The sequence below is a fragment of the Jeotgalibacillus terrae genome (assembly GCF_016908195.1).
Lineage (GTDB): Bacteria > Bacillota > Bacilli > Bacillales > Jeotgalibacillaceae > Jeotgalibacillus > Jeotgalibacillus terrae.
Window position 1 is genome coordinate 1 of the sequence record NZ_JAFBDK010000002.1, and the last position, 19,203, is coordinate 19,203.

Annotated in this window: 21 protein-coding genes; all 21 read right to left on the reverse strand. The window is 43.5% G+C overall.

Annotated features, from left to right (window positions below; all coding sequences use genetic code 11):
* The coding region (locus tag JOD21_RS01995) for a flagellin N-terminal helical domain-containing protein (protein WP_204727995.1) at nucleotides 1-746 on the reverse strand (746 nt) is incomplete at its 3' end.
* Nucleotides 747-920: 174 nt separating this feature from the next.
* Nucleotides 921-1,136 (reverse strand): carbon storage regulator CsrA, encoded by a 216-nt coding sequence (csrA, locus tag JOD21_RS02000; RefSeq protein WP_204727997.1) that lies wholly within the window; start codon nucleotides 1,134-1,136, stop codon nucleotides 921-923.
* 4 nt (nucleotides 1,137-1,140) lie between these two features.
* On the reverse strand, nucleotides 1,141-1,572 hold the full coding sequence (gene fliW, locus JOD21_RS02005; RefSeq protein ID WP_204727998.1) for a flagellar assembly protein FliW: 432 nt from the start codon (nucleotides 1,570-1,572) through the stop codon (nucleotides 1,141-1,143).
* 19 nt (nucleotides 1,573-1,591) lie between these two features.
* The gene (locus JOD21_RS02010; RefSeq protein ID WP_204727999.1) at nucleotides 1,592-2,155 is read right to left on the reverse strand and encodes a DUF6470 family protein; all 564 of its coding nucleotides are present in this window, start codon (nucleotides 2,153-2,155) and stop codon (nucleotides 1,592-1,594) included.
* Nucleotides 2,156-2,171: 16 nt separating this feature from the next.
* Complete coding sequence (gene flgL / locus JOD21_RS02015; RefSeq protein WP_204728000.1) at nucleotides 2,172-3,050, reverse strand: flagellar hook-associated protein FlgL; 879 nt, start codon at nucleotides 3,048-3,050, stop codon at nucleotides 2,172-2,174.
* 16 nt (nucleotides 3,051-3,066) lie between these two features.
* Complete coding sequence (gene flgK, locus JOD21_RS02020) at nucleotides 3,067-4,722, reverse strand: flagellar hook-associated protein FlgK (RefSeq protein ID WP_204728001.1); 1,656 nt, start codon at nucleotides 4,720-4,722, stop codon at nucleotides 3,067-3,069.
* A 17-nt stretch (nucleotides 4,723-4,739) separates the two neighbouring features.
* Nucleotides 4,740-5,153, reverse strand: a complete 414-nt coding sequence (locus tag JOD21_RS02025) for a flagellar protein FlgN (RefSeq protein WP_204728002.1) — start codon at nucleotides 5,151-5,153, stop codon at nucleotides 4,740-4,742.
* 140 nt (nucleotides 5,154-5,293) lie between these two features.
* Nucleotides 5,294-5,734, reverse strand: a complete 441-nt coding sequence (locus JOD21_RS02030) for a YaaR family protein (protein ID WP_204728003.1) — start codon at nucleotides 5,732-5,734, stop codon at nucleotides 5,294-5,296.
* 84 nt (nucleotides 5,735-5,818) lie between these two features.
* Nucleotides 5,819-6,676, reverse strand: a complete 858-nt coding sequence (locus JOD21_RS02035; RefSeq protein WP_204728004.1) for a flagellin N-terminal helical domain-containing protein — start codon at nucleotides 6,674-6,676, stop codon at nucleotides 5,819-5,821.
* Nucleotides 6,677-6,679: 3 nt separating this feature from the next.
* Nucleotides 6,680-7,132, reverse strand: a complete 453-nt coding sequence (gene fliS / locus JOD21_RS02040) for a flagellar export chaperone FliS (protein WP_204728005.1) — start codon at nucleotides 7,130-7,132, stop codon at nucleotides 6,680-6,682.
* A gap of 137 nt (nucleotides 7,133-7,269) precedes the next feature.
* Nucleotides 7,270-7,563, reverse strand: a complete 294-nt coding sequence (locus JOD21_RS02045) for an EscU/YscU/HrcU family type III secretion system export apparatus switch protein (protein ID WP_204728006.1) — start codon at nucleotides 7,561-7,563, stop codon at nucleotides 7,270-7,272.
* The gene (locus JOD21_RS02050) at nucleotides 7,560-9,785 is read right to left on the reverse strand and encodes a hypothetical protein (RefSeq protein ID WP_204728007.1); all 2,226 of its coding nucleotides are present in this window, start codon (nucleotides 9,783-9,785) and stop codon (nucleotides 7,560-7,562) included. The genes JOD21_RS02045 and JOD21_RS02050 overlap by 4 nt, the downstream gene beginning before the upstream one ends.
* Before the next feature lie 57 nt (nucleotides 9,786-9,842).
* Nucleotides 9,843-10,109 (reverse strand): flagellar biosynthesis anti-sigma factor FlgM, encoded by a 267-nt coding sequence (gene flgM / locus JOD21_RS02055; RefSeq protein ID WP_204728008.1) that lies wholly within the window; start codon nucleotides 10,107-10,109, stop codon nucleotides 9,843-9,845.
* A 115-nt stretch (nucleotides 10,110-10,224) separates the two neighbouring features.
* Nucleotides 10,225-10,638, reverse strand: coding sequence for a TIGR03826 family flagellar region protein (locus tag JOD21_RS02060; protein ID WP_204728009.1), 414 nt, complete (start codon nucleotides 10,636-10,638; stop codon nucleotides 10,225-10,227).
* 116 nt (nucleotides 10,639-10,754) lie between these two features.
* Nucleotides 10,755-11,246, reverse strand: coding sequence for a ComF family protein (locus JOD21_RS02065; RefSeq protein ID WP_204728010.1), 492 nt, complete (start codon nucleotides 11,244-11,246; stop codon nucleotides 10,755-10,757).
* Nucleotides 11,247-11,425: 179 nt separating this feature from the next.
* Nucleotides 11,426-12,730, reverse strand: a complete 1,305-nt coding sequence (locus JOD21_RS02070) for an ATP-dependent helicase ComFA (protein WP_204728011.1) — start codon at nucleotides 12,728-12,730, stop codon at nucleotides 11,426-11,428.
* A 108-nt stretch (nucleotides 12,731-12,838) separates the two neighbouring features.
* Complete coding sequence (locus JOD21_RS02075) at nucleotides 12,839-13,681, reverse strand: DegV family protein (RefSeq protein ID WP_204728012.1); 843 nt, start codon at nucleotides 13,679-13,681, stop codon at nucleotides 12,839-12,841.
* Between the two features lie 480 nt (nucleotides 13,682-14,161).
* Nucleotides 14,162-15,157 carry a nuclease-related domain-containing protein gene (locus tag JOD21_RS02080; protein WP_204728013.1) on the reverse strand — a complete coding sequence of 332 codons (996 nt, stop codon included), beginning with the start codon at nucleotides 15,155-15,157 and terminating at the stop codon, nucleotides 14,162-14,164.
* 496 nt (nucleotides 15,158-15,653) lie between these two features.
* On the reverse strand, nucleotides 15,654-17,627 hold the full coding sequence (locus JOD21_RS02085) for a sensor domain-containing protein (RefSeq protein ID WP_204728014.1): 1,974 nt from the start codon (nucleotides 17,625-17,627) through the stop codon (nucleotides 15,654-15,656).
* A 20-nt stretch (nucleotides 17,628-17,647) separates the two neighbouring features.
* Nucleotides 17,648-18,754 carry a PP2C family protein-serine/threonine phosphatase gene (locus JOD21_RS02090; protein WP_204728015.1) on the reverse strand — a complete coding sequence of 369 codons (1,107 nt, stop codon included), beginning with the start codon at nucleotides 18,752-18,754 and terminating at the stop codon, nucleotides 17,648-17,650.
* Nucleotides 18,755-18,881: 127 nt separating this feature from the next.
* On the reverse strand, nucleotides 18,882-19,196 hold the full coding sequence (locus tag JOD21_RS02095) for an STAS domain-containing protein (protein WP_204728016.1): 315 nt from the start codon (nucleotides 19,194-19,196) through the stop codon (nucleotides 18,882-18,884).
* Nucleotides 19,197-19,203: the final 7 nt, after the last annotated feature.

Here is a 19,203-nt window from a genome sequence, read left to right on the forward strand (position 1 = left end):
ATATTTGCACGTGTAAATTCCATCATTTCTGATGCCATATCAACGTCACGAATACGTGATTCTGCAGCCTGAAGATTTTCAGATGCATTATCAAGATTTTTTATTGTATGGCTTAATCTATTTTGATTAGCCCCTAAATTTGAGCGAGCTGCAGATACACTCTCAATTGCAGTGTTTACCAATGCAATATCAGCATCGAATGAAGTACCAGTTGCTGTAACACCATCAACGCCTAAATCAGCTGCTGAAAATCCACCACTTGGTGAAGTTATAGTTAAATTAAGTTGTTGACCTGAGTTTGCACCAATTTGGAAATCAGAATCAAAGTTACCATCTAACAGTTTTTTACCGTTAAACTCTGTGCGATCTGCAATTCCAGTCAATTCAGCATTAAGTTCAGTTAACTCTTCCTGAATTGCTTCTAAATCTTCAGTTTCCAAAGTTCCTTCGTTACCTGCCTGCACGATTAATTCTCTTTGTCTTTGAAGGATAGCATGAGTTTCATTCAATGCACCTTCAGCTGTTTGAATAAGAGAAATTCCGTCTTGAGCATTTCTTGATGCCTGATCAAGCCCACGGATCTGTCCACGCATTTTTTCAGAAATTGATAGACCTGCAGCATCGTCACCAGCACGGTTAATACGAAGACCTGAAGATAGTTTCTCCATTGCATTTCCTGCTGAGTTAACGTTCATGCCCATTTGACGGTGTGCATTCATCGCGTTTAAATTGTGATTAATAATCATTGTTATTTTCCTCCTTGAGTATACCCATTCACTTCCTTGTGAACGGTAAGTTTTATAGCAAGTCTCAAAGGTCGGCCGCCCTGTAATTCCTGCTTACACTAGTTATATCGGCTGTGGGTCGAAATATTTAACTATATTTTGCACTAATAAAAATATCCGCTTAGTAAAAGCGGATTAGTCCTTAGAAAATAACTTTGTAATATCTATAATATTGTTGGCTGCTGTGTTTTCCTCCTGAATGGCAAGAAAGATTTCTTTCCTATGTATATCAATATGCTTTGGTGCATCGATACCCAGTTTGACCTGATCCCCCTGCACTGAAAGCACAGTGATTTCGATGTCATCTCCAATCCTGATTGCTTCGCCTGTTTTTCTTGTCAGCACTAACATCGAATCACCCCTTTACGGCAGCCGCTGAGACTGGCTGTTTTCTAGAGTAGTCGTTAAGAATAATCTGCTTAGCTTTCTTGTTAGTCAGGTTAAAGACAATCGGCGCCTGGAGATTGGCTGTTGATTCATTGAATGGATCTCTCACTGTTAAAATGACATAGACCATCGAATCTTCAGGCTTTTTAAGTTCGAGTGCATGTGTCACTGCATCATCGAGTTTGATTTCATACCCTTTAAAGAATGAAAACGGATTGCTTATGATAAATCCGAGTGAAGAAGTGTTCACAGATTGAAGAACGAAAAAAACATCATTATCTTCAAATGATAAAACCGTAAATTGTTTTTCGTCTTCAAAACCCGGAATTCCTTTTTCAAAATGCCAGATATCTTTTTCGTTCAGTTCGACTTCACCATGGTACTTTGTTTGAATCTTCATGGAACAAACAGCTCCTATTTTAAATTTCCTGGTTCACGACGCTGAATCTGATTGAGTTCAGCTGTTGCATATGAATTTTTACTTCCTGTGGTGTGTAATTGATTCTTGGTTTTTGTGCGCGTGTATTGTTTTCAACTCCGCCTTCTGTGAACTGAATATCTGTGGTACTAGGTCGATAATCCATTTTAACGCTGAATGGCGGCGGGACAAATCCAATGTTAAATGATGGCGGTGGGCCTTCGTAGTTTCTTTTTGCGATGGCCTTAATAGGGTCACCACCATTTTCAATTTTCATGAGTTCATCGCCTTCGGATGCTACTCGCTGCATACCTTTCAAGACATCCTGATTACCTTCTGCTGCCCACTCGCGAATGCGTCGGGAAATCGGTTTGATATCCATGGAAGCCCATGCTTCAGTCTGATCAATCGTGAGCCAGCCTTTGGTTGTTGTGATGCTCATTTTAGAAGGGGTCTGCTTTAGATCAAGTACTGCCTGTGGCTGTTCGATCTGTTGCTGACCCCGAGGTGATTCCATGCCGATTTTAGCTTGTGTCTGATCAATCAGTATCTGAGGAATTTTCATTGGTTATTCCTCCTTTTTATCTAAGGAAATCCATGAGTGACGGCTGGATGATACGAGAACCTACGCTTAATGCTGCACGATGTACACTTTCCTGAACCTTCATATCAGTAATCACTTTTTCAAAGTCGATGTCTTCATTGTCAGACATAACTCTTGTTGAAATGACTTCCTGCTCGCTGACCCGTGATTCCATCAGTTCGATACGGTTGTAACGGGCACCGAGTGATGAGCGTTCGTTGGAGAGGTTAGTCATATGAGTGTCCATGTTTGTCAGGAAATTATTAATGTCGTCGCCTGTTGAGTTCTCATTCTCAAGTGTTGAGATAATATCATCAATATCATCAAACATTTCTTGCGAGAATACCGATGTTCCATCAATATTCACTTTAATGTGAACACCTTTAGAAAGTTCAATTTCAACAGCTTCATCGTTTTCAGGATAAACACCACCTGCTACATCAAGTGGTTTTGATGTTGTATTTGTTCCATTGAACAAATACTTATCACCAAACTTTGTATTGCCAATCTCTTCAATATGCTCTTTTAATTGCTCAATTTCAGCTTTTGTTGCTTTCCGTTGTTCTGCATCATAAGTGTCGTTTGACGTTTGAACGAGCAGTTCGCGAAGACGCTGCATTGCCTGATTTGCCTTATCAAGCGATGTATCTGCGTTTTCAACCCAGTTGTAGGCTTCAGAGAAGTTTCTTTTATACTGCTCGACTTCTGTTAAGTTACGACGGTATAATACACCCTTCATCGCAACAACCGGATCATCAGAGGGGCGTGAGATTTTCTTCTGAGTTGCAATCTGCTCCTGATATTTAGCCATATCATTATAACTGTTCGATAAGTTGCGAAGCATATTTCCCGCAAGCATTGATTGTGTTACGCGCATAGATTATTCACTCCTTTTATCTGCCGACTAGTCCCATGCCGTTAATAATTTTATCTAACATTTCATCGACCATTGTGATGTTACGAGCAGCTGCGTTGTAAGCGTGCTGGAACTGAATCATATTGGTCATTTCTTCATCTAATGAAACAGAACTGACTGATTGGCGTTTTTGATTTACTGATTCACGAAGGACTTCACTGTTTCCTGAAAGACGGTTTGCCTGAAGTGCCTCTACACCAAGTCCGCCAATTACACCTTCATAGAATGAGTTCATAGAGGCGGTTCCGATTAATGTCTGATCCAGATCATAAGTTGTTGGCGTATCAAAACCTTCTAAGGTAACTTGATCTCCGTCCATCACCCAGTTTTGAATATTAGAAAGGTTAATTGCGTTTTTACCATCACCAGCGTTGACATCACCATTTGCAGAAACAGTTGTTGATGCAGCAATTTCTTTTGAAGTTAAACCTGTCATTTCAATGAGCTTAGACGCCCCTACATGTTCTTTTCCGATGTCAGTAGTAAAGTTGGAAGTATCAAAAAAATCTTTCCCTGAGGCATTCTCAAGATCAATACCCATATTGTGGATATCATTAAAAGTATTGGCAAACGTATAAGCCAGTTTGTCCAATTCATCTAACATATTAGGATAGATACCTTCCTCCACCTCAGCACCAGTTCCATCTTCATACTTGTAGCCATAAGACTCAATCAACCCACGAATTTCCCCGCGTGAAAAGATAACATTCCCATTCTCATCAGCAATATCTAACTTCTTGCTTGAGATCTTGTTGCCTTCACTCGTAAAGATATAAAGACTTTGCACACTATCAGCTACCGATGTAGAAAGCTTATCTCCACCGGCATCCGTTCCAAGCTGGTAATAGTTGTCTTTGGATACAAGAATCTCTTCTTTACCATTCGCTCCGACAATACTGATATTATAAAGACCTTCTGCTTCATCAGCAGGATCTCCTTCAGATTGAGTAGTTGTTACTTTAATATCGATATAACCTGAAAGCTCATCTACCAGATTATCACGACGGTCATAGAGATCGTTCGGAACGTTCCCGTGTGGTTCAACGTCTCCAATCTGACCGTTAATATCTGCTATCTGTTCTAACAGGGAGTTAACGCTATCTAGTGAAACCTTAATTTCATTACCGATATTGCTTTTGATCTGTGTGAGTGAGTCATTGAGGTAATGGAATGTGTCTACCACTGACTGTCCCCGTTCAAGTACAACATTTCTTGCTCCATCGTTTTCAGGATAAACCGAAAGATCCTGAAGCGACTGCCAAAACTCTCCCATAACTGCCCCAAGTCCGTTAGACGTTGGCTCGTTAATGATGTTTTCCATTTCGCTCAGTGCGGCAGAACGAGAATCCCAATAACCCAACTTGTTATTTTCCTGACGAAATTGAATGTCCAGAAAGTTATCACGTACACGCTGGATGGAATTCGCTTCAACCCCTGTACCCATTTGTCCAGGGATTTGCGGCTGATTCATTGCTGCTGGAGCGAATGGCGTTGTTGTGCCAAAATTCACACGTTGTCTTGAATAACCGGGCGTATTGGCGTTAGCGATATTATGTCCTGTTGTGTGCAGCGCACTTTGCTGAGTGAACAGTGCACGCTTTGCTGTTTCTAGCCCCATGAAAGTTGAACGCATCTTTTATCTCCCCTTTGTTATGCCTGCGAATCAAACATTGATCTGGCAGGTTTGTCGTCATCATCCTGATTGGTTTTTGAATAGTTCATTGAGTCCGGCTGTGGCATTAGCAGGTCGAGGTTCAGTGAGACAAGCTGCATGGATTGAGTTAACAGGTCCTGATTTAATTCGTTTACTGCTTTTAGATCCAGTACAACTTGCAACAACTCATCCTTTTCTGACTGAACATCCTCATTCGTCACCATCTGCTGACGCTTATTTTCTAACGCACTAATCGCCTGGATATGCTTCTGCTCATCTTTAATCAGCTGATTTAACTGATCAAGATTATTTTCTTTGATCACAGCTGTTTTTTGATGTGCAAGCTCAAGCAGGCTTCTATGCAATTTGGTTTGTTGTTGTAAGATTGTTTTAATTGATTGCTCGGGCATGTGAGTCCCCCATTTTGTAGCGAAGATGAGGGACAGTCCCGGGTCTTCGCTCTTTTGTGAAGAATTGAAGTGCCGGGACTGTCCCGGGTCTTCAATCATTGTCACGTTATATATCGGACAAATTTTGCATTATTAAAGGTTTATGAGTATACGTTAATGATCAGCCCTTGAATTTCTCCAATCGTGCCGAGGATATCAAGACCTTTTTTCTCTTTGTCGAGTACCTGGTTTGTGAGGTCAATCAATTTTGAATCGATTTCTTTAACGATTTTGTATACCTTTGTGCGTCCTCTTCGATTGAAGCCTCTCTGATCTTCAAGTTGAAGGCCGTTATTAACTGCTTCTTCCATGAACTTTTTGACGAGACCTTTATACTTGCGGAGGTCTTCTACTGTTCTGGAATCTGAAAGTTTTTTTCCCTGGTCTTCTATTTCAGCGCTCATTGCAGTCAATTTATCGATTAAAGTAGTAGTACGTTTCTTGGAGATGACATCCTGAAAAGAGACAGATTCTTTTGCGACCTGTTCTTTCTTTTGAGTTTTATTTGTCTCAGTTGTTCTGCCTACGCGTTGTACATCCATAAAGTATCCCTCCGCTGTGAAGAGTCAAGTCTTCGCTTTAAAAAATGGAGGAGCAGATTATCTACTCCTCCATTGATTGTAACATTATTGAAGCAGCTGCAGAATGCCCTGCGGCAGCTGGTTGGCCTGTGCAAGCATTGCCTGCCCTGCCTGGTTTAAGATGTTATTTCTTGTAAACTGTGACATTTCTTTTGCCATGTCGAGGTCACGAATACGTGATTCGGCTGCTGTTAGGTTTTCGTTAGCAGATTGAAGGTTAGACACTGTGTGCTCCAGGCGGTTCTGAAAAGCACCTAAATTACTTCGAGCTTTAGAGACAGTTTCGATAGCTTCTGAAATTGTCGTAATAGCACTTTGAGCGCCACTAGTAGTTTCTAAAGAAATATTTGAAGCTCCTGATCCTGTCCCGCTTGATAAGTTAAGTTCATTTGCTCCCATACGATCAAGGCTTATTTGAATATTTTCTCCATCATTAGCACCGATCTGCAGCATCACTTCAAGAGAAGTTACTCCTGAAGCTCCCGACACACCATTGAGCAGCTCTTTACTGTTAAACTGAGTGTTTTCTGCAATTCTATCAACTTCTTCAATTAATGCATCTATTTCATCCTGAACTGCTTCTCTATCAGAATCTTCTAGAGTGCCATTAGAAGCCTGTACTGCAAGTTCCCTCATACGCTGAAGAATGTCATGTGTAGAAGCCAATGCACCCTCCGCAGTCTGAATCAAAGAAACCCCATCCAACGCATTTCGCTCAGCCATCTCCAACCCACGAATCTGTGATCTCATCTTCTCAGAAATCGCAAGACCTGCTGCGTCATCTGCTGCACGGTTAATGCGTAGACCTGATGAAAGCTTTTCAAGACTTTTCGATGTGTCATTCATTGTTTGGTTTAAGTTTCTGTATGCGTTTAACGCCTGAATGTTGTGGTTAATTCTCATAATTTATTTCCCCGCTTCCATTTTGTTTGGTGAGTGGTCTTTCTCTTCTACCATGACGTGCTGTTCGTAAGGGTTTGCTTTAGACGGACGAGGCTTTGTTGTCTGGTTTGCTTTTGTAGCCTGATTCCAGGAGTCGCTGATTTCCTTCAGAAGCGTCAGCACTTCCTCAGCCTTCCCGGCATCCTTCTTCAGATTCGCCATCACAATCTCATCCGCCATAAAGTTATACACAGCATCCAATTGATCAGCGATAATACCACTTTCGTAGTTCAGCCCTGCCCCGAGGCGGTGAAGAATATCGTTCACTCTCTGGTATGACTGGTTGGCTTCTATATAATTCTGTTCTTTCGTATCCTGAATCGCTTTTTCGAGTTTCGTAATCGCTGCTTCATAAAGTAAGGAAGTCAGCTCCTGAGGTGATTTCTGATATAAAAGTTCTTTTGATAAAAAGTTCATCGTTTCCCCTCCTGCTACTCTATTTATCGGGGAAAATGGAAAATGATTAATAGGTAATTTTTCATTTATATAAAAAAGTCCGGACGTGTGTGTTTTCCACGTCCGGACTTTTGAAGACCAGGGACTGTCCCCTGCCTTCAGTACTGCTTCTCCATCTCCTCAATCAGCAGCAGGATCTCTGCAATCACTGCGTAAAGCTGTGGAGGGATGGTGTCCCCCAGATCAATGTCCAAGAGGTCAGCGAGCAGGCTGTTGTCTTCTTCAAGGTGAATATTGTGTTGTTTGGCAAGCTCCAGTATTTTTTCCGCAAGTGCGCCGCTTCCCTGGGCTACGATATGCGGGGAGTCGTCCTTTTCGTCATAGCGGATGACTGCAGCTGTCGGGCCGCTGATTTTCCGTTTTGCGGCTGGATTAAAATAATGTGGTCTCATACTGAAAAATCATATCCCTTCTCAGTCATGATTGGCACTGCCTTCTCCTGAAGTTCAGCTTCTTCCGGCTGATCTTCTTTTGTCAGACGGTCGAACTGAAGCTGCTGCACCTGATAACCGATCTGTTCAAGACGGTCTTTTGCCAGGTCAGTGATCGGTGCCATTTTAGCTTCAAAGCCTTCCTGGTCGTTTTTCATTTTAATAGAAAGATTACGTTCAGATACATTCAGCGATACACCGATCTCACCCATTTTTTTCGTATCAAAGAGGAAGTAAAGATTACAGTTTTCCCAGTCAATCTTCTGACTGCTGTTTTTCGACTGCATGTAGACTTTAAAATTCTCCACTTTTTCCTGCAGAATAAATGGAAGTGTCATGACCATGCTCTGCAAACCATTCGTATCGGTTTTACTGAGCAGCTGCTGACCGATCAGCTGGTTCATGGACTGATCCGCTTTCCCTTCCTGACTCATTTTCAGAAGCATCGCTTTTAGCGTTGAAGCCATCTGTTCATTTCCTGACCCGCGAAGCAGTGAATGAGCCTGCTCATTCTCAAATGTCATACCCATTGAACGGACATGTTCATACGCATGGCGCGCTGACGGTTCGTTGTGAAGCATCTGCATAGACTGCTGGAGCTGCATTGCCGTTGTTCGCTGCTGGGATGCAGGCTCAAGCTGCATGATTTCTTTTGAGACGAAATGCTGTACTTTGACATCAGAAGGCTTGAATTCAATTTTCTCCATCATTGATTTAACTTCAGATGTGATCCTTGCAGCCTGCGCAACTTCTCCACGTGCTAAAAGCTTTGACGCTTCAGCCAGCTGACCGCTTGCTTTCAGCAGATTTTTCTCTGTCTGCATATTTGTATGAAGCATAAAGTCACCTTTTAAAATAGCCTGATCGAGCATTTTAATCGTGGCTTCAAGAAGTGGTTTTGTCTGCTGAACGGCAGCCTGTTTCGGCTGGTTTGCAGCAAACTCAATCTGACTCAGGTTGCGGCTGATGTCTTTCTGGATATTTTTAAAATCAAGCGCGGCCTGAGATAGACGCTCACTGATTCTCGTCACAATAACGTCCCGTGACTGCATGGGAATTTGAGAAATCAGTTCATCAGACAGCTGGTACTGTTCCGAAGCAGCTTTTAAAGGATAAGCAGCTGAAGCCTGCTGGATTCCCTGCATCATTTCCTGTCGCGCCTGAAGCTCCTGTCCATTTTGGATAAACTGTTCCGCCTTCGCAGCTGATTGCTGAAGCGCCTGTTTCGTCTGTGGATCAAAGTCAGCCTGATCGCTCAGCTTTGCAAAAGATTCTACAACTGCTTTTACATCCGGAGATTTACGGATCGATGTTTTCGCTTCTTGAATCATCAGCGCCTTTGATTGATCCACTGGCTGACTTTCAACGACAGGTTTTACGAGTGAATCAAGCTTTACAGCATTGTCCAGAAATTTCGTTGCCTGCTGGTTATTTGCAAGTAATGCCGGAAAGTTCTTCTGCAACTGCGCAGCAAGTTCTTTTACATTGCCACCTGCATCAAACTGTTTGAGCAGCGACTGAACCTGTTCCGGTGCTGCTTTCATCAGTAATTGAAGTGCCTGTGTCAGTTGCTGTCTGGCTGCGCTCTCGATTTGACTTGTGCTGTGCTGACGTCCTGCAGTGATCTCAACGCCGGCACTTTTTAAAAGTGCTGATACTGCTTCACTGATTGGAGGTCCGTGCAAAGCAGAATGGATCGCAGTCAGTTTATTTGCTGTGATTGACAGATTTTTTGAGACAGCTGCCTGAATCGTTTCAAGCTTTTGACTGGACGGGGCATCAGTTTTAGATAAAAAGTTCCTAAGTGCCTGCATGACTTCTTTGTTAACAGGGACGCCTTTTTCCATTAAATGATTGACCGCCACTTTCAGCTCAGGTGTTAAAGGTTTTCCATCATTCAGTTTCACAAGATCTGGTTGTTGCTGAGACTGCTGAGGATTCTGCTGCACCTGACGAACGACTGGCATACCATCTTTCGTACCTGTTACTTCAAGTGATACGCGCCCATTAGCTGGCAGCTCGCCTTCTGTCTTTACTTTAACTTCCTGACCTTTAACCTGAAGCGTTGCCTCACCGTTGCCTTTGCTTTTCACATTAGCAGAAAATAAGTCACCTTGTTTCAGCGCTACTTCTTTCTGGCTACCTGACTGACTGCTCACCGCTGGATCCATTTTAATTTGCACGATTCATACACCTCCGTTTATACATAAAAAATTGCCCATCGAATGAGCAATTTTTTATCAGTTCTGTCTGAAGAATTTCAACAGGTTCTCAGCCGTCTGAGTAGCATCCGGTTTGTACGTGCCATTCTCAACAGATGCCTTCAGCTGATCAATTCTCTCCTGCCGGCCTTCCTGGATTTTATTTAAGCTTTGCATTTCCTTTGCTTCTGATGAAATCTCAACCTTATCAGCCTTTTTTTGCTTCTGTAGTTCTGTCTGCTCTACTTTAGCTTCCTGGCGTTTATAAGGATTGATTGGATTTTGATGAAAAGGATTAATTTTCAAAGCTCTCACCTGCTTTCCTTTATCGATATTAGTGTGTTACCCATTATATCGGCAGGCTGAACAAAAATTAAAGACGCAGGGGAAATTTAGAATAAAAGTCCCATGCGTCTGATGCTTATTTATTGCGGTTTGAAAGGTAAGTTTTCTTATTGCTGTTTGCTACTGCTTCACGAAATTCCATATTCGCTTCATGCTGCGCCAGGTCAGTTTTGATGTTATCTGTACATGATTTACAGATCTTCCCCTGAATAATCAGCGTACCGCAATTATCACACGGATAACCAAGCCCCGGGAATTGTGCCGGATGGAGTCTGCGCTTACGAACCCACTTGTGAAGCAGTCCCGCTGACGCTCCGGTAGCTTCAGTGATACGGTTAATCGATGCTGCCCTGTTTTCACGCTGTCTCAAAAAACGGTACACTACCTCAAACAAATCCTCTTCTTCTTTATGACACTTCGGGCATACATCACGTAAGCCGTTGTAGTTAAAGATTGCATTACACTTAGGACAATTTTTTAATTCTGCCATGTTTATGTCCTCCTCAGTTGTTTTCTTTAGTATAAATCGAATGAGGAATAAATGGAAGATAATATGTAGGTCTTTTTATTTAGACAATGAAACTTTGTCACCAGTTCGACCTTAAATCATCTTCCAATCGTTAAAGATCTTACTTCACCCGCTCCGGATTTTTTCAACACACTGGCAGCTCTTCTGATTGTTGTACCGGTTGTGTAGAGGTCATCAATGAGCAAAATGTTTTCTCCATTTAATACTTTTTCAGTCTGAAATGGATTTTCTCCTTTATGACGTGCAGCTTTCTGTTTTTTTGCCTGAGAAATTTCAGTATCAATTCTCTTTAAGAGATTCTCATATGAAATTCCCGCACATTCTAGCAGCGCTTCTGTCTGATTAAAACCTCTTTCTTTTAACCGTAAAGAACTGACTGGCAAAGGGATGATGATAGATTTTTTATAAAGCTTAATGTGTTCAATTAATTCCTGTCTGAAGCACCCCGCAAGCGCATAATCCCCGTTATATTTAAAGCGCTTGATGAGCTCTTTCAACGAATCATTGTATTCATAGATTGAATGATTAGAGATCAGTACGTCTGAGTAGTTAGGATGCTTTGCCCACATTTCACAGTCGCCGCAAACACCGTCCGCATTCATTGAGCGCGAACATATAGTGCAACGTGGGTCCTCAATTTCCACAAACGTACTGCGGCAATCCACACAAAACGGATCCTCCACCCTTTTAAAAATCAAGTCACTCCAGCCGACCTCTTCGAATATCCTGGCGTGACAATACAGGCACCTCATTTCAAATACCCCAGCTTCTGCGCTTCCTTATTCATCAGCACAATATGCCGCTGCGCTTTCACGATCGCATCAGTCAGTCCGGTATGAAAAAGTGTCACATCGCCGTGAGGTTTTGCCGGATCGCGTCCAACACGGCCAGCGATCTGCACAAGCGCAGCTTCAGTAAATACAGGATCACCGGCACCCACAACCGCCACCTCCACACCCGGAAACGTAACCCCTCTCTCTAAAATAGTCGTTGTCAGCATAACCTGGTGCCTGCCTTCCCGAAACGCCTGCACCTTCTGCCCGCGATCTGGATCAGCTGAGTGAACGAACGGCACATCAAGCAAATCCGCATAAATCTCCATCGATTCAATGTCAGGCATAAAGACAAGCGCCTTCGGGTGTATAGTGAGCCATTTTAAAAGGATCGGATCAACTTTCTTTTTGAGCAATGACTTACGCCAATTACCAAGCCATTTCGTTTTCGGAACAGGTAAAGGATGACCGTGGAATCTTGCAGGAATTTTAACTGTCTGATCCGTTTTAATTTTGCGGGAGGGTGTGGCGCTGAGGTAAATGAGTGTGGAATTCTTCTTGCGGGCATGCTGCGCAGCTTTTTGGAGAGCGTGGTCTGCAGCATACGGAAAAGCATCAACTTCATCAATGATCATCACGTCAAACGCTTCTCTAAACCTGATCAGCTGGTGGGTGGTTGCGATGGTGACGTGGGCATGCGGCAGACGATCTTCACTGCCACCGTAGAGGGATTCAATTTCTGAAGTGGGAAAAGCGCGTTTTAATCGCGGGGCCAGCTCCTGCACAACATCACGGCGGGGTGTAGCAATACATACGCGTAATGCGTGTTGAAGTGCATTTTCAATCGCTGGAAACAGTATCTCAGTCTTCCCGGCACCGCACACTGCGTGGATGAGGATGGATCGCTTTGAGTCAATGGATTGGATGAGAGCAGCTGATGCTCTTTGTTGCGGAGGTGACAAGCTGCCTTGCCACTGAAGAATTGGTGCTGCGGGCGGCTCTTTTTGAAATGGTGACGCGTTCCATAACACGATCCGCTCACACTCAGACGCTTTCCCCATCTGAATGCAGTTGCGGCAATAGGTACATAACCTTCCGCATTTACCGCATGCGTGAGTCGCAAACAGGTAGCGCTTGGTGTTACTACATCTATTGCATCTGAATTTTTCTACTGCCGGGATCATGGTGATTTCGTTCTGGCATTGTTCAAGCGGAAATACGTTGAGGACTTCGCATAGGAGAAACTGTCTTCCGGAGAGGAATTGCTGGGGAGTGATCATTGCGTGGACTCCTTTTATGTGGTTTTTAGATACTGGGTAGTGCCCGGGTTTTCGCCCGGGTCTACCTTCTTCACCGGCTGGGTACTTAGAGCAGGGTCAGACCCTCTACTACTTTTTCATCCACCCAAGACCCATCGACCCTTCGCCTAGGTGCGTGCCGATCACTGGTCCAAAGTGGCTGATGCGGAATGAAACGTTTGGCAGTTCGCTGCTAATCTCATTTTTCCATGCAATGGCTTCTTCTTCGCGGTTGGCATGGATAATGACTGCCTGAACTTCTTCGTATTTCTGTGCATCTTCTTTTAATAGGTCAACAATCCGCTTCATTGCTTTTTTACGGGTACGGATTTTTTCAAACGGTTCAATCTGTGTGTCTACAAAGTGCAGGAGTGGCTTTACCTGAAGGAGACTTCCGATAATCGCCTGGGCGTTTGACAATCTCCCTCCGCGCTGAAGGTGACTCAGGTTATCTACCATAAAGTACGCGCGCGTTGTTTCCTTCAGCTCGTTTAAACGCGTCATAATCTCCTCGGCACCGGCGCCATTTTTAGCCATAGCCGCTGCTTCAATCACAAACATTCCCTGAACCATGCAGGCAATCTCAGAGTCAAATGCGTACACGTTTATATTATCAACCATCTCACCGGCCTGAACCGCCCCGGCGTATGTACCGCTGATCCCGCTTGATAAATGGATCGTAACCACTTCATCGTGTTCCTGACCAAGCTCTTCAAATAACGTAGCAAATGTTCCCACTGCCGGCTGCGACGTTTTAGGCAGGTCATTGCCTTTACGGACTTCTTCATAAAACTCATCCGTCGTCAGATCAACCTCTTCCTCATACGTCTTGCCATTCATGATGACACAAAGCGGCACCATACGAATATCATACATCTCACGCAGCTCCACCGGCACATAAGCCGTACTGTCAGTAACCACTGCCGTTCTCATTGAATCATCCTATCTATTTTACATTTCCAACTGAATGGATCTTTATATATGACACTTGTCATGTTCTATTCTAGCTTACTGGGTGGGATTGTGCATCTTATTTGGGGATGTTTTTTTGGGATGAGGGTTGGCGGCTGGGGCGGATAGGACATTCAATTTGGCTCATGCGACCTTCGCCGCCGCGGATGCGACACTCAACCCGGGTGTATCCGACCTTCGCGGGGCAGCATACTACATTCAGTAGGCATAATACGACGTTCAACCTCCAAACCCTCTTCATGCTCTTTGGAAACAAGCCCTTAGTTTCTTAAAGGCATGAAGTGGGGCTGGTACCGCGAGCAAATTTGCGGATACGACCTTTGGTTCCACTAATAAGGCCTTCACCAGCTCGGGTGCGACCTCCACCACTGGTGTACCCGTACTTCGCGGAACCCAATAAAACCTTTGCTAGCAATAACACGACCTCCAGTATTTCTCCCATCATTTTCTAACTTTATTCAAATCCTCCGTCGACACTTCATGTAACGGGCTAATAAATATCTTTTGTTTGCCTATTATTTCAGATTTAAAACCTAACTTATCTAGATAGTTCCTGGCGCTTCTGGTGCTAGGAATATTCAGAAAATGTGAGATGTCGTTTGTTGTTGCGGTTGGGCCACGAAGAAGAAAATAATCGGTTATATTTTGGTGCAGCATGTCATCAACTCTTTTATTGCAACCAGGACACCGCCATCCGTTCCTGATTTGAATGGCAATTTTGCAACAGGCATAGCACATGACTCCATTTAGCAGATTTGAATAGGGAATACCTGAATTGCTTACATAGTCTTTCCAAAAAGGTCGTATATTTCTTTTCAACAATTCCTGGCAAAGAATTTTCATCTGAGCGGATGAAAGATGAGGAGTAGCGCTATTTTTCATCTTTCTATAATGATGGGTGAATCGCTCCACACGATGAATTTTCTCATAGATTTCCTGTTCGGAATCCTTCACTGTAAATTCAACATTTTTGTTAGTATAGATAACAAGATCATGTATAGGCACATTCAAATTTAAATAATTTAACACGTGTGAAATACACTCTTTATGTCGCGATACCTGAAACAATGGACAAGTAAAATATGCCGTTTGTCCATTAGAAATTCTCGTCAGGACACCACCTTTTTTATCAAAATGAAGATTGCCAACCATATTTTTGATTTCTGTGATCAGTATAAACTGTGGGGTAATGATAATAGAGTCGATTTGGAAGGTTTCTTTAAAGAGGTAGAGTGTGAGATTTTTAAGCTGAGCGCTTTGAGGGGTTAAGATTTTAGAAGCTAGTGAATCGAAGTATAGTTCTCCGTGAAGGCCGGCTTCTTCAATCGATAGCTGCTCAAGAACCCTGCCATATCCCGGATGGTGCTCAGGAATCCGCTGGATCAGAGCCTTGAGCGTTAAATGTTTGATAGATAGGACGCGAGTATTGGTATTCAAAAGTTCACTCCTTTCTGAAATTAGATTTATTATAGTGGATCCGGCAGATAAATACTAGATAAAGGAAATAGTTTTTGAATATGTCTTTAGTTCATCAAGCAGGACTGGCGCGGCTACCAAATTTGCGGATAAGACGTTCGATTCCGCTCATACGACTTTCGCAGGCGATAATACAACCTCCAATCCGGGCGTATCCGACCTTCACGAACTCAAATACGACATTCACGGAGCATTATACGACGTTTGAGGACCACACCCTCTTCATGCACTTAGGAAACAAGCTCTTAGTTTCTTAAATGCATAAAGTGAGGCCGGTGCTGCAACCAAATTCACCGATACGACCTTGGATTTTGCTCATACAACCTTCGCCGGCGCTGATGCGACCTCCAACCCGGGTGTATCCGACCTCCGTGGAGCCGAATACGACCCTCACCAGCGATAATACGACCTCCGGACACGCCTCTGCCCGGCCCGACCCCAAAACAAAAAGAGCACCCTACTCAGGCACTCTCTCCTTCAAAACCTTCTCATAATAAAACTGCTCACACTCTGTCAATGTCATCGGCTTAAAATAGTAATACCCCTGCATATCACTACACCCGTTCATTTTCAAAAAGTCACGCTGCTCCTCAGTTTCCACACCTTCTGCCAGCACGTCGAGCTCCAGACTATTAGCAAGTTTAATAATAGAAACCAGGATCGCTTCTCCCTTAATATCTGTCATGATCTGATCAGTAAAGTGTTTATCGATCTTGATTTTATCAACCGGAAACTGATTCAGATAAGACAGGGTTGAATAGCCCGTCCCAAAGTCGTCGATTGCGACGCGGATGCCGAGGTCGCGCAGGCGTTCGAGTGTCTGAACGCTTTCTTTGTGTGAGAACAGTTGAATATTCTCGGTGATCTCAAGCTCAATCTGGTCAAATGGAATTTTGTGTTCGCGTATGACCTGCTCAAGAAAAGCAATAAAGTTTTTATTGCGGAACAGGCCTGATGAGATATTAAAAGCAATCACGCCGTCAAAGCTGAAGTGCTTTCTCCAATCAGAAAATTTACTGAGGCACCAGTCAAGCTGATAGCGCGTCAGTTTTTCCATCATGCCGGATGTCTCAGCGATCGGGATAAATTCTGCCGGTGAGACCGGGCCGAGTACCGGGTGTGTCCATCGTGTAAGAACTTCAACTCCAGTAATCCAGTTTCTTCGCGAGTCGATCTGTGGCTGATAGACAAACTCCAGTTCTCCGCGTTCAATCACTTTTTTCAGCTCCTGCTGGATGATCAAATCGCGTGATACGCTTTCATGCATAACAGGATCATACATGACAGCTTTTGTGAGCTGTTTTTTCTTCGCTTCATACATCGCAATATCTGCTTTATCAATCAGCGTATCCACAAGATTACCGTCTTTCGGAAACTGACTGACGCCGACACTTGGTTCGACATGAATTTCAGGACGGTCCTGCAGCACGAAAGCTTTGCTGAACATCCCGATCAGCCGGTTGCCGAGATCTTCTACTTCAGCCTTATCAAGCAGATCGGGCACAAGAATCAGGTACTCATCCCCACCGAGCCTTGAAATGGTAATTTCTTCAGGGAGATTTTTTTGCAGCCTCATCCCGATTTTGTGAATCAGCCTGTCACCTACATCGTGACCATACAGGTCGTTGATGATTTTGAACTGATCGAGATCCAGGAAATAGATTGTAAACGGATGGTTCTTTTCTATATAATCTTTCATTAATTCATAGGAATAGCGTCTGTTCGGCAGACCGGTCAGGTGATCTGAATTCGCAGACTGCCAGAGTGATTTCTCCATTTCCTTCTGTTTATTAATATTCCGGAAATAAACAGAAAGTCCGCCCTGCCTGTTCGGGTAGGCAGTAACTTCAAACCAGCTTTTAATCGGTCCATAGTATTCTTCAAACCTTGTCGGAATCTGATCGTGCATTGTTTTAAAATAGTGTTCTTCAAAATTAGTTCCCCAGGCATCAGGAAACAGCAGCCACATATTTTTACCAATCAGTTCTTCTCTTGATTTGAATAAAACTTTTTCCGCTTCATGGTTAACATATGTAAAGCACCAGTTTTCATCTAGCGAAAAGAATGCTTCATTCATACTTTCTAAAACGTCAACTGCGTTCTCAGCAACCACACCTGAGTCGACAGCCGGCAGGACTTGAAACAGCATGCGATTTTCATTACATTTGGTAATGGAAAGCTGACAGTGATCACGCGCAATGGTCCTGAAATAATATTCGAAGGACTCATTTTTTCCGCGCCAGATTTTCTGGCACTCTTTTTTGATATGCGGTGCTCTGATCAATCGGTTCAGCTCGCTGTATTCTTTGCCGGCATGATCAACCATGGTTTCAAACTGATCCCACGCCGGGTTGGTCAGCAGCACCGTTCCACTGTCGTCCACGATTCCAGCCGGAACCCGAAGCAGCTTAATTAAGTGTTGTTCATCCATGGTCATCACCTCCAAAATTCTTATTCAAAACTAACACTTACAATTGCTATATCGTCTTTTCTGTTCAGATCTGAAACAATTTTTTCAAAATGCTCATGTATATCATCGTTCAAGTGCATTTCCTGTAAAATAAAGGATTCACCATCTGACAGACGCATATTCATAGAATCTGTAAACCCGTCTGTATATAAAAGAAGCTTTGTTTTCTCACTGACCTGCACTTTTCCTGTCTTCACGTCAGGTTCCTTAGACAAGCCGATCGGCGGGTTCGCACTGCTCAAAATAAAGCTTTCATTTCCAGAAAGCCCGACTGCTCCCGGATGCCCTGCATTGATATAGGAGATAGATTTTTCATCGGTATCAATCAGCATATAGATCCCTGTACAGAAAAAGTTCTTATACCCTCTCCCTGATTTGAAGAATTTATGGAATTGTTCGTTCAATTTAAGATACACTTTGCCAGGTTCAATCTCATCAGTAATAATCCCCTCAAGCATCGAACGGATTGCCATACTCATCATGCCGGCTGTCACACCATGGCCCATAATATCAAGCAGAATCACACCATATTGATGGGAACTGATTTTGTACCATGCATATAAGTCTCCTGAAAGCTGATCTGATGCAAGATAAAATCCTTTTACTGTAATGTTTTCCTGTTCAATCGGCTCAAGCACGACGCGTTTTTGAATCGACTTTGCCATATCAAGATCCTTCTGCTGTCTGAGCTCAAGCAGCTTCCGGTCGGTTACATCCATATGTGTAATCACGGCACCAATGATATTGTTTCTATTGAAATCCATCAGCGGGGTGACATTCATTGCAAACCAGCGTTTCTCTCTCGGGGCATGACATGGGTATTCCACCACAACTCTATCTGTCGTCCCATCAAGCACTGTTTTAATCTTCCTGACCGTTTCCCTGTCGGACACAGTAAAATAATTACTGCCAACACCAGTTTCCTCAGGGTCTCCACCATTGATCCGCGTGTAATCAGACCATGCGCTATTCACGATCAAAATATCACCCTGTTGATCGATAACCGCAATATGATGCGCCATTGATTGAATAATATTATCAGTAATTGATTCCAGACATTTTCCCTTTACATTTCCGGGGTCTACCATGTTTTATCCCCCTTTCTGTATTTTGTCTTGTTAGTAGCGGGTATTGAAGTACCGGGACTGTCCCGGGTCTTCACTCCTCACCAGCCGGGTACGTAGTGGCGGGTCAGACCCTTTACTACGTACGCAGCTACCCCACAAACGTATGCCGCCCTAAAATCTCCGGAATCTGCAGCAGGTCGAATACTTCCATGACTTCTTCACGCACGCGCCTGATGTAGACGGATACGCCTTCGTCTTTTAGTGACTGGACAAGGTTTAGCAGCAGGCCCATGCCTGAGGAGTCGACGAATTCGACTGCTCCGAATTCGATGATGACGCTTTTATAGCCGGTTAGTGCAGGGATCAGCTCGTCTTCGATTGTTTCTGTACAATCGATATCAAGGTCGCCTTCGAAGGTGACTTTCGCACGTTCGCTTTCCTGCTCGATTTCATATGAGAACATCATATTC

Excerpts from the sequence above, each read along its gene's own strand:
- csrA (WP_204727997.1), bottom strand. The coding sequence starts at position 1,136 with ATGTTAGTGCTGACAAGAAAAACAGGCGAAGCAATCAGGATTGGAGAT.
- fliW (WP_204727998.1), bottom strand. The coding sequence starts at position 1,572 with ATGAAGATTCAAACAAAGTACCATGGTGAAGTCGAACTGAACGAAAAA.
- JOD21_RS02010 (WP_204727999.1), bottom strand. The coding sequence starts at position 2,155 with ATGAAAATTCCTCAGATACTGATTGATCAGACACAAGCTAAAATCGGC.
- flgL (WP_204728000.1), bottom strand. The coding sequence starts at position 3,050 with ATGCGCGTAACACAATCAATGCTTGCGGGAAATATGCTTCGCAACTTA.
- flgK (WP_204728001.1), bottom strand. The coding sequence starts at position 4,722 with ATGCGTTCAACTTTCATGGGGCTAGAAACAGCAAAGCGTGCACTGTTC.
- JOD21_RS02025 (WP_204728002.1), bottom strand. The coding sequence starts at position 5,153 with ATGCCCGAGCAATCAATTAAAACAATCTTACAACAACAAACCAAATTG.
- JOD21_RS02030 (WP_204728003.1), bottom strand. The coding sequence starts at position 5,734 with ATGGATGTACAACGCGTAGGCAGAACAACTGAGACAAATAAAACTCAA.
- JOD21_RS02035 (WP_204728004.1), bottom strand. The coding sequence starts at position 6,676 with ATGAGAATTAACCACAACATTCAGGCGTTAAACGCATACAGAAACTTA.
- fliS (WP_204728005.1), bottom strand. The coding sequence starts at position 7,132 with ATGAACTTTTTATCAAAAGAACTTTTATATCAGAAATCACCTCAGGAG.
- JOD21_RS02045 (WP_204728006.1), bottom strand. The coding sequence starts at position 7,563 with ATGAGACCACATTATTTTAATCCAGCCGCAAAACGGAAAATCAGCGGC.
- JOD21_RS02060 (WP_204728009.1), bottom strand. The coding sequence starts at position 10,638 with ATGGCAGAATTAAAAAATTGTCCTAAGTGTAATGCAATCTTTAACTAC.
- JOD21_RS02065 (WP_204728010.1), bottom strand. The coding sequence starts at position 11,246 with ATGTGGGCAAAGCATCCTAACTACTCAGACGTACTGATCTCTAATCAT.
- JOD21_RS02070 (WP_204728011.1), bottom strand. The coding sequence starts at position 12,730 with ATGATCACTCCCCAGCAATTCCTCTCCGGAAGACAGTTTCTCCTATGC.
- JOD21_RS02075 (WP_204728012.1), bottom strand. The coding sequence starts at position 13,681 with ATGAGAACGGCAGTGGTTACTGACAGTACGGCTTATGTGCCGGTGGAG.
- JOD21_RS02085 (WP_204728014.1), bottom strand. The coding sequence starts at position 17,627 with ATGGATGAACAACACTTAATTAAGCTGCTTCGGGTTCCGGCTGGAATC.
- JOD21_RS02090 (WP_204728015.1), bottom strand. The coding sequence starts at position 18,754 with ATGGTAGACCCCGGAAATGTAAAGGGAAAATGTCTGGAATCAATTACT.
- JOD21_RS02095 (WP_204728016.1), bottom strand. The coding sequence starts at position 19,196 with ATGTTCTCATATGAAATCGAGCAGGAAAGCGAACGTGCGAAAGTCACC.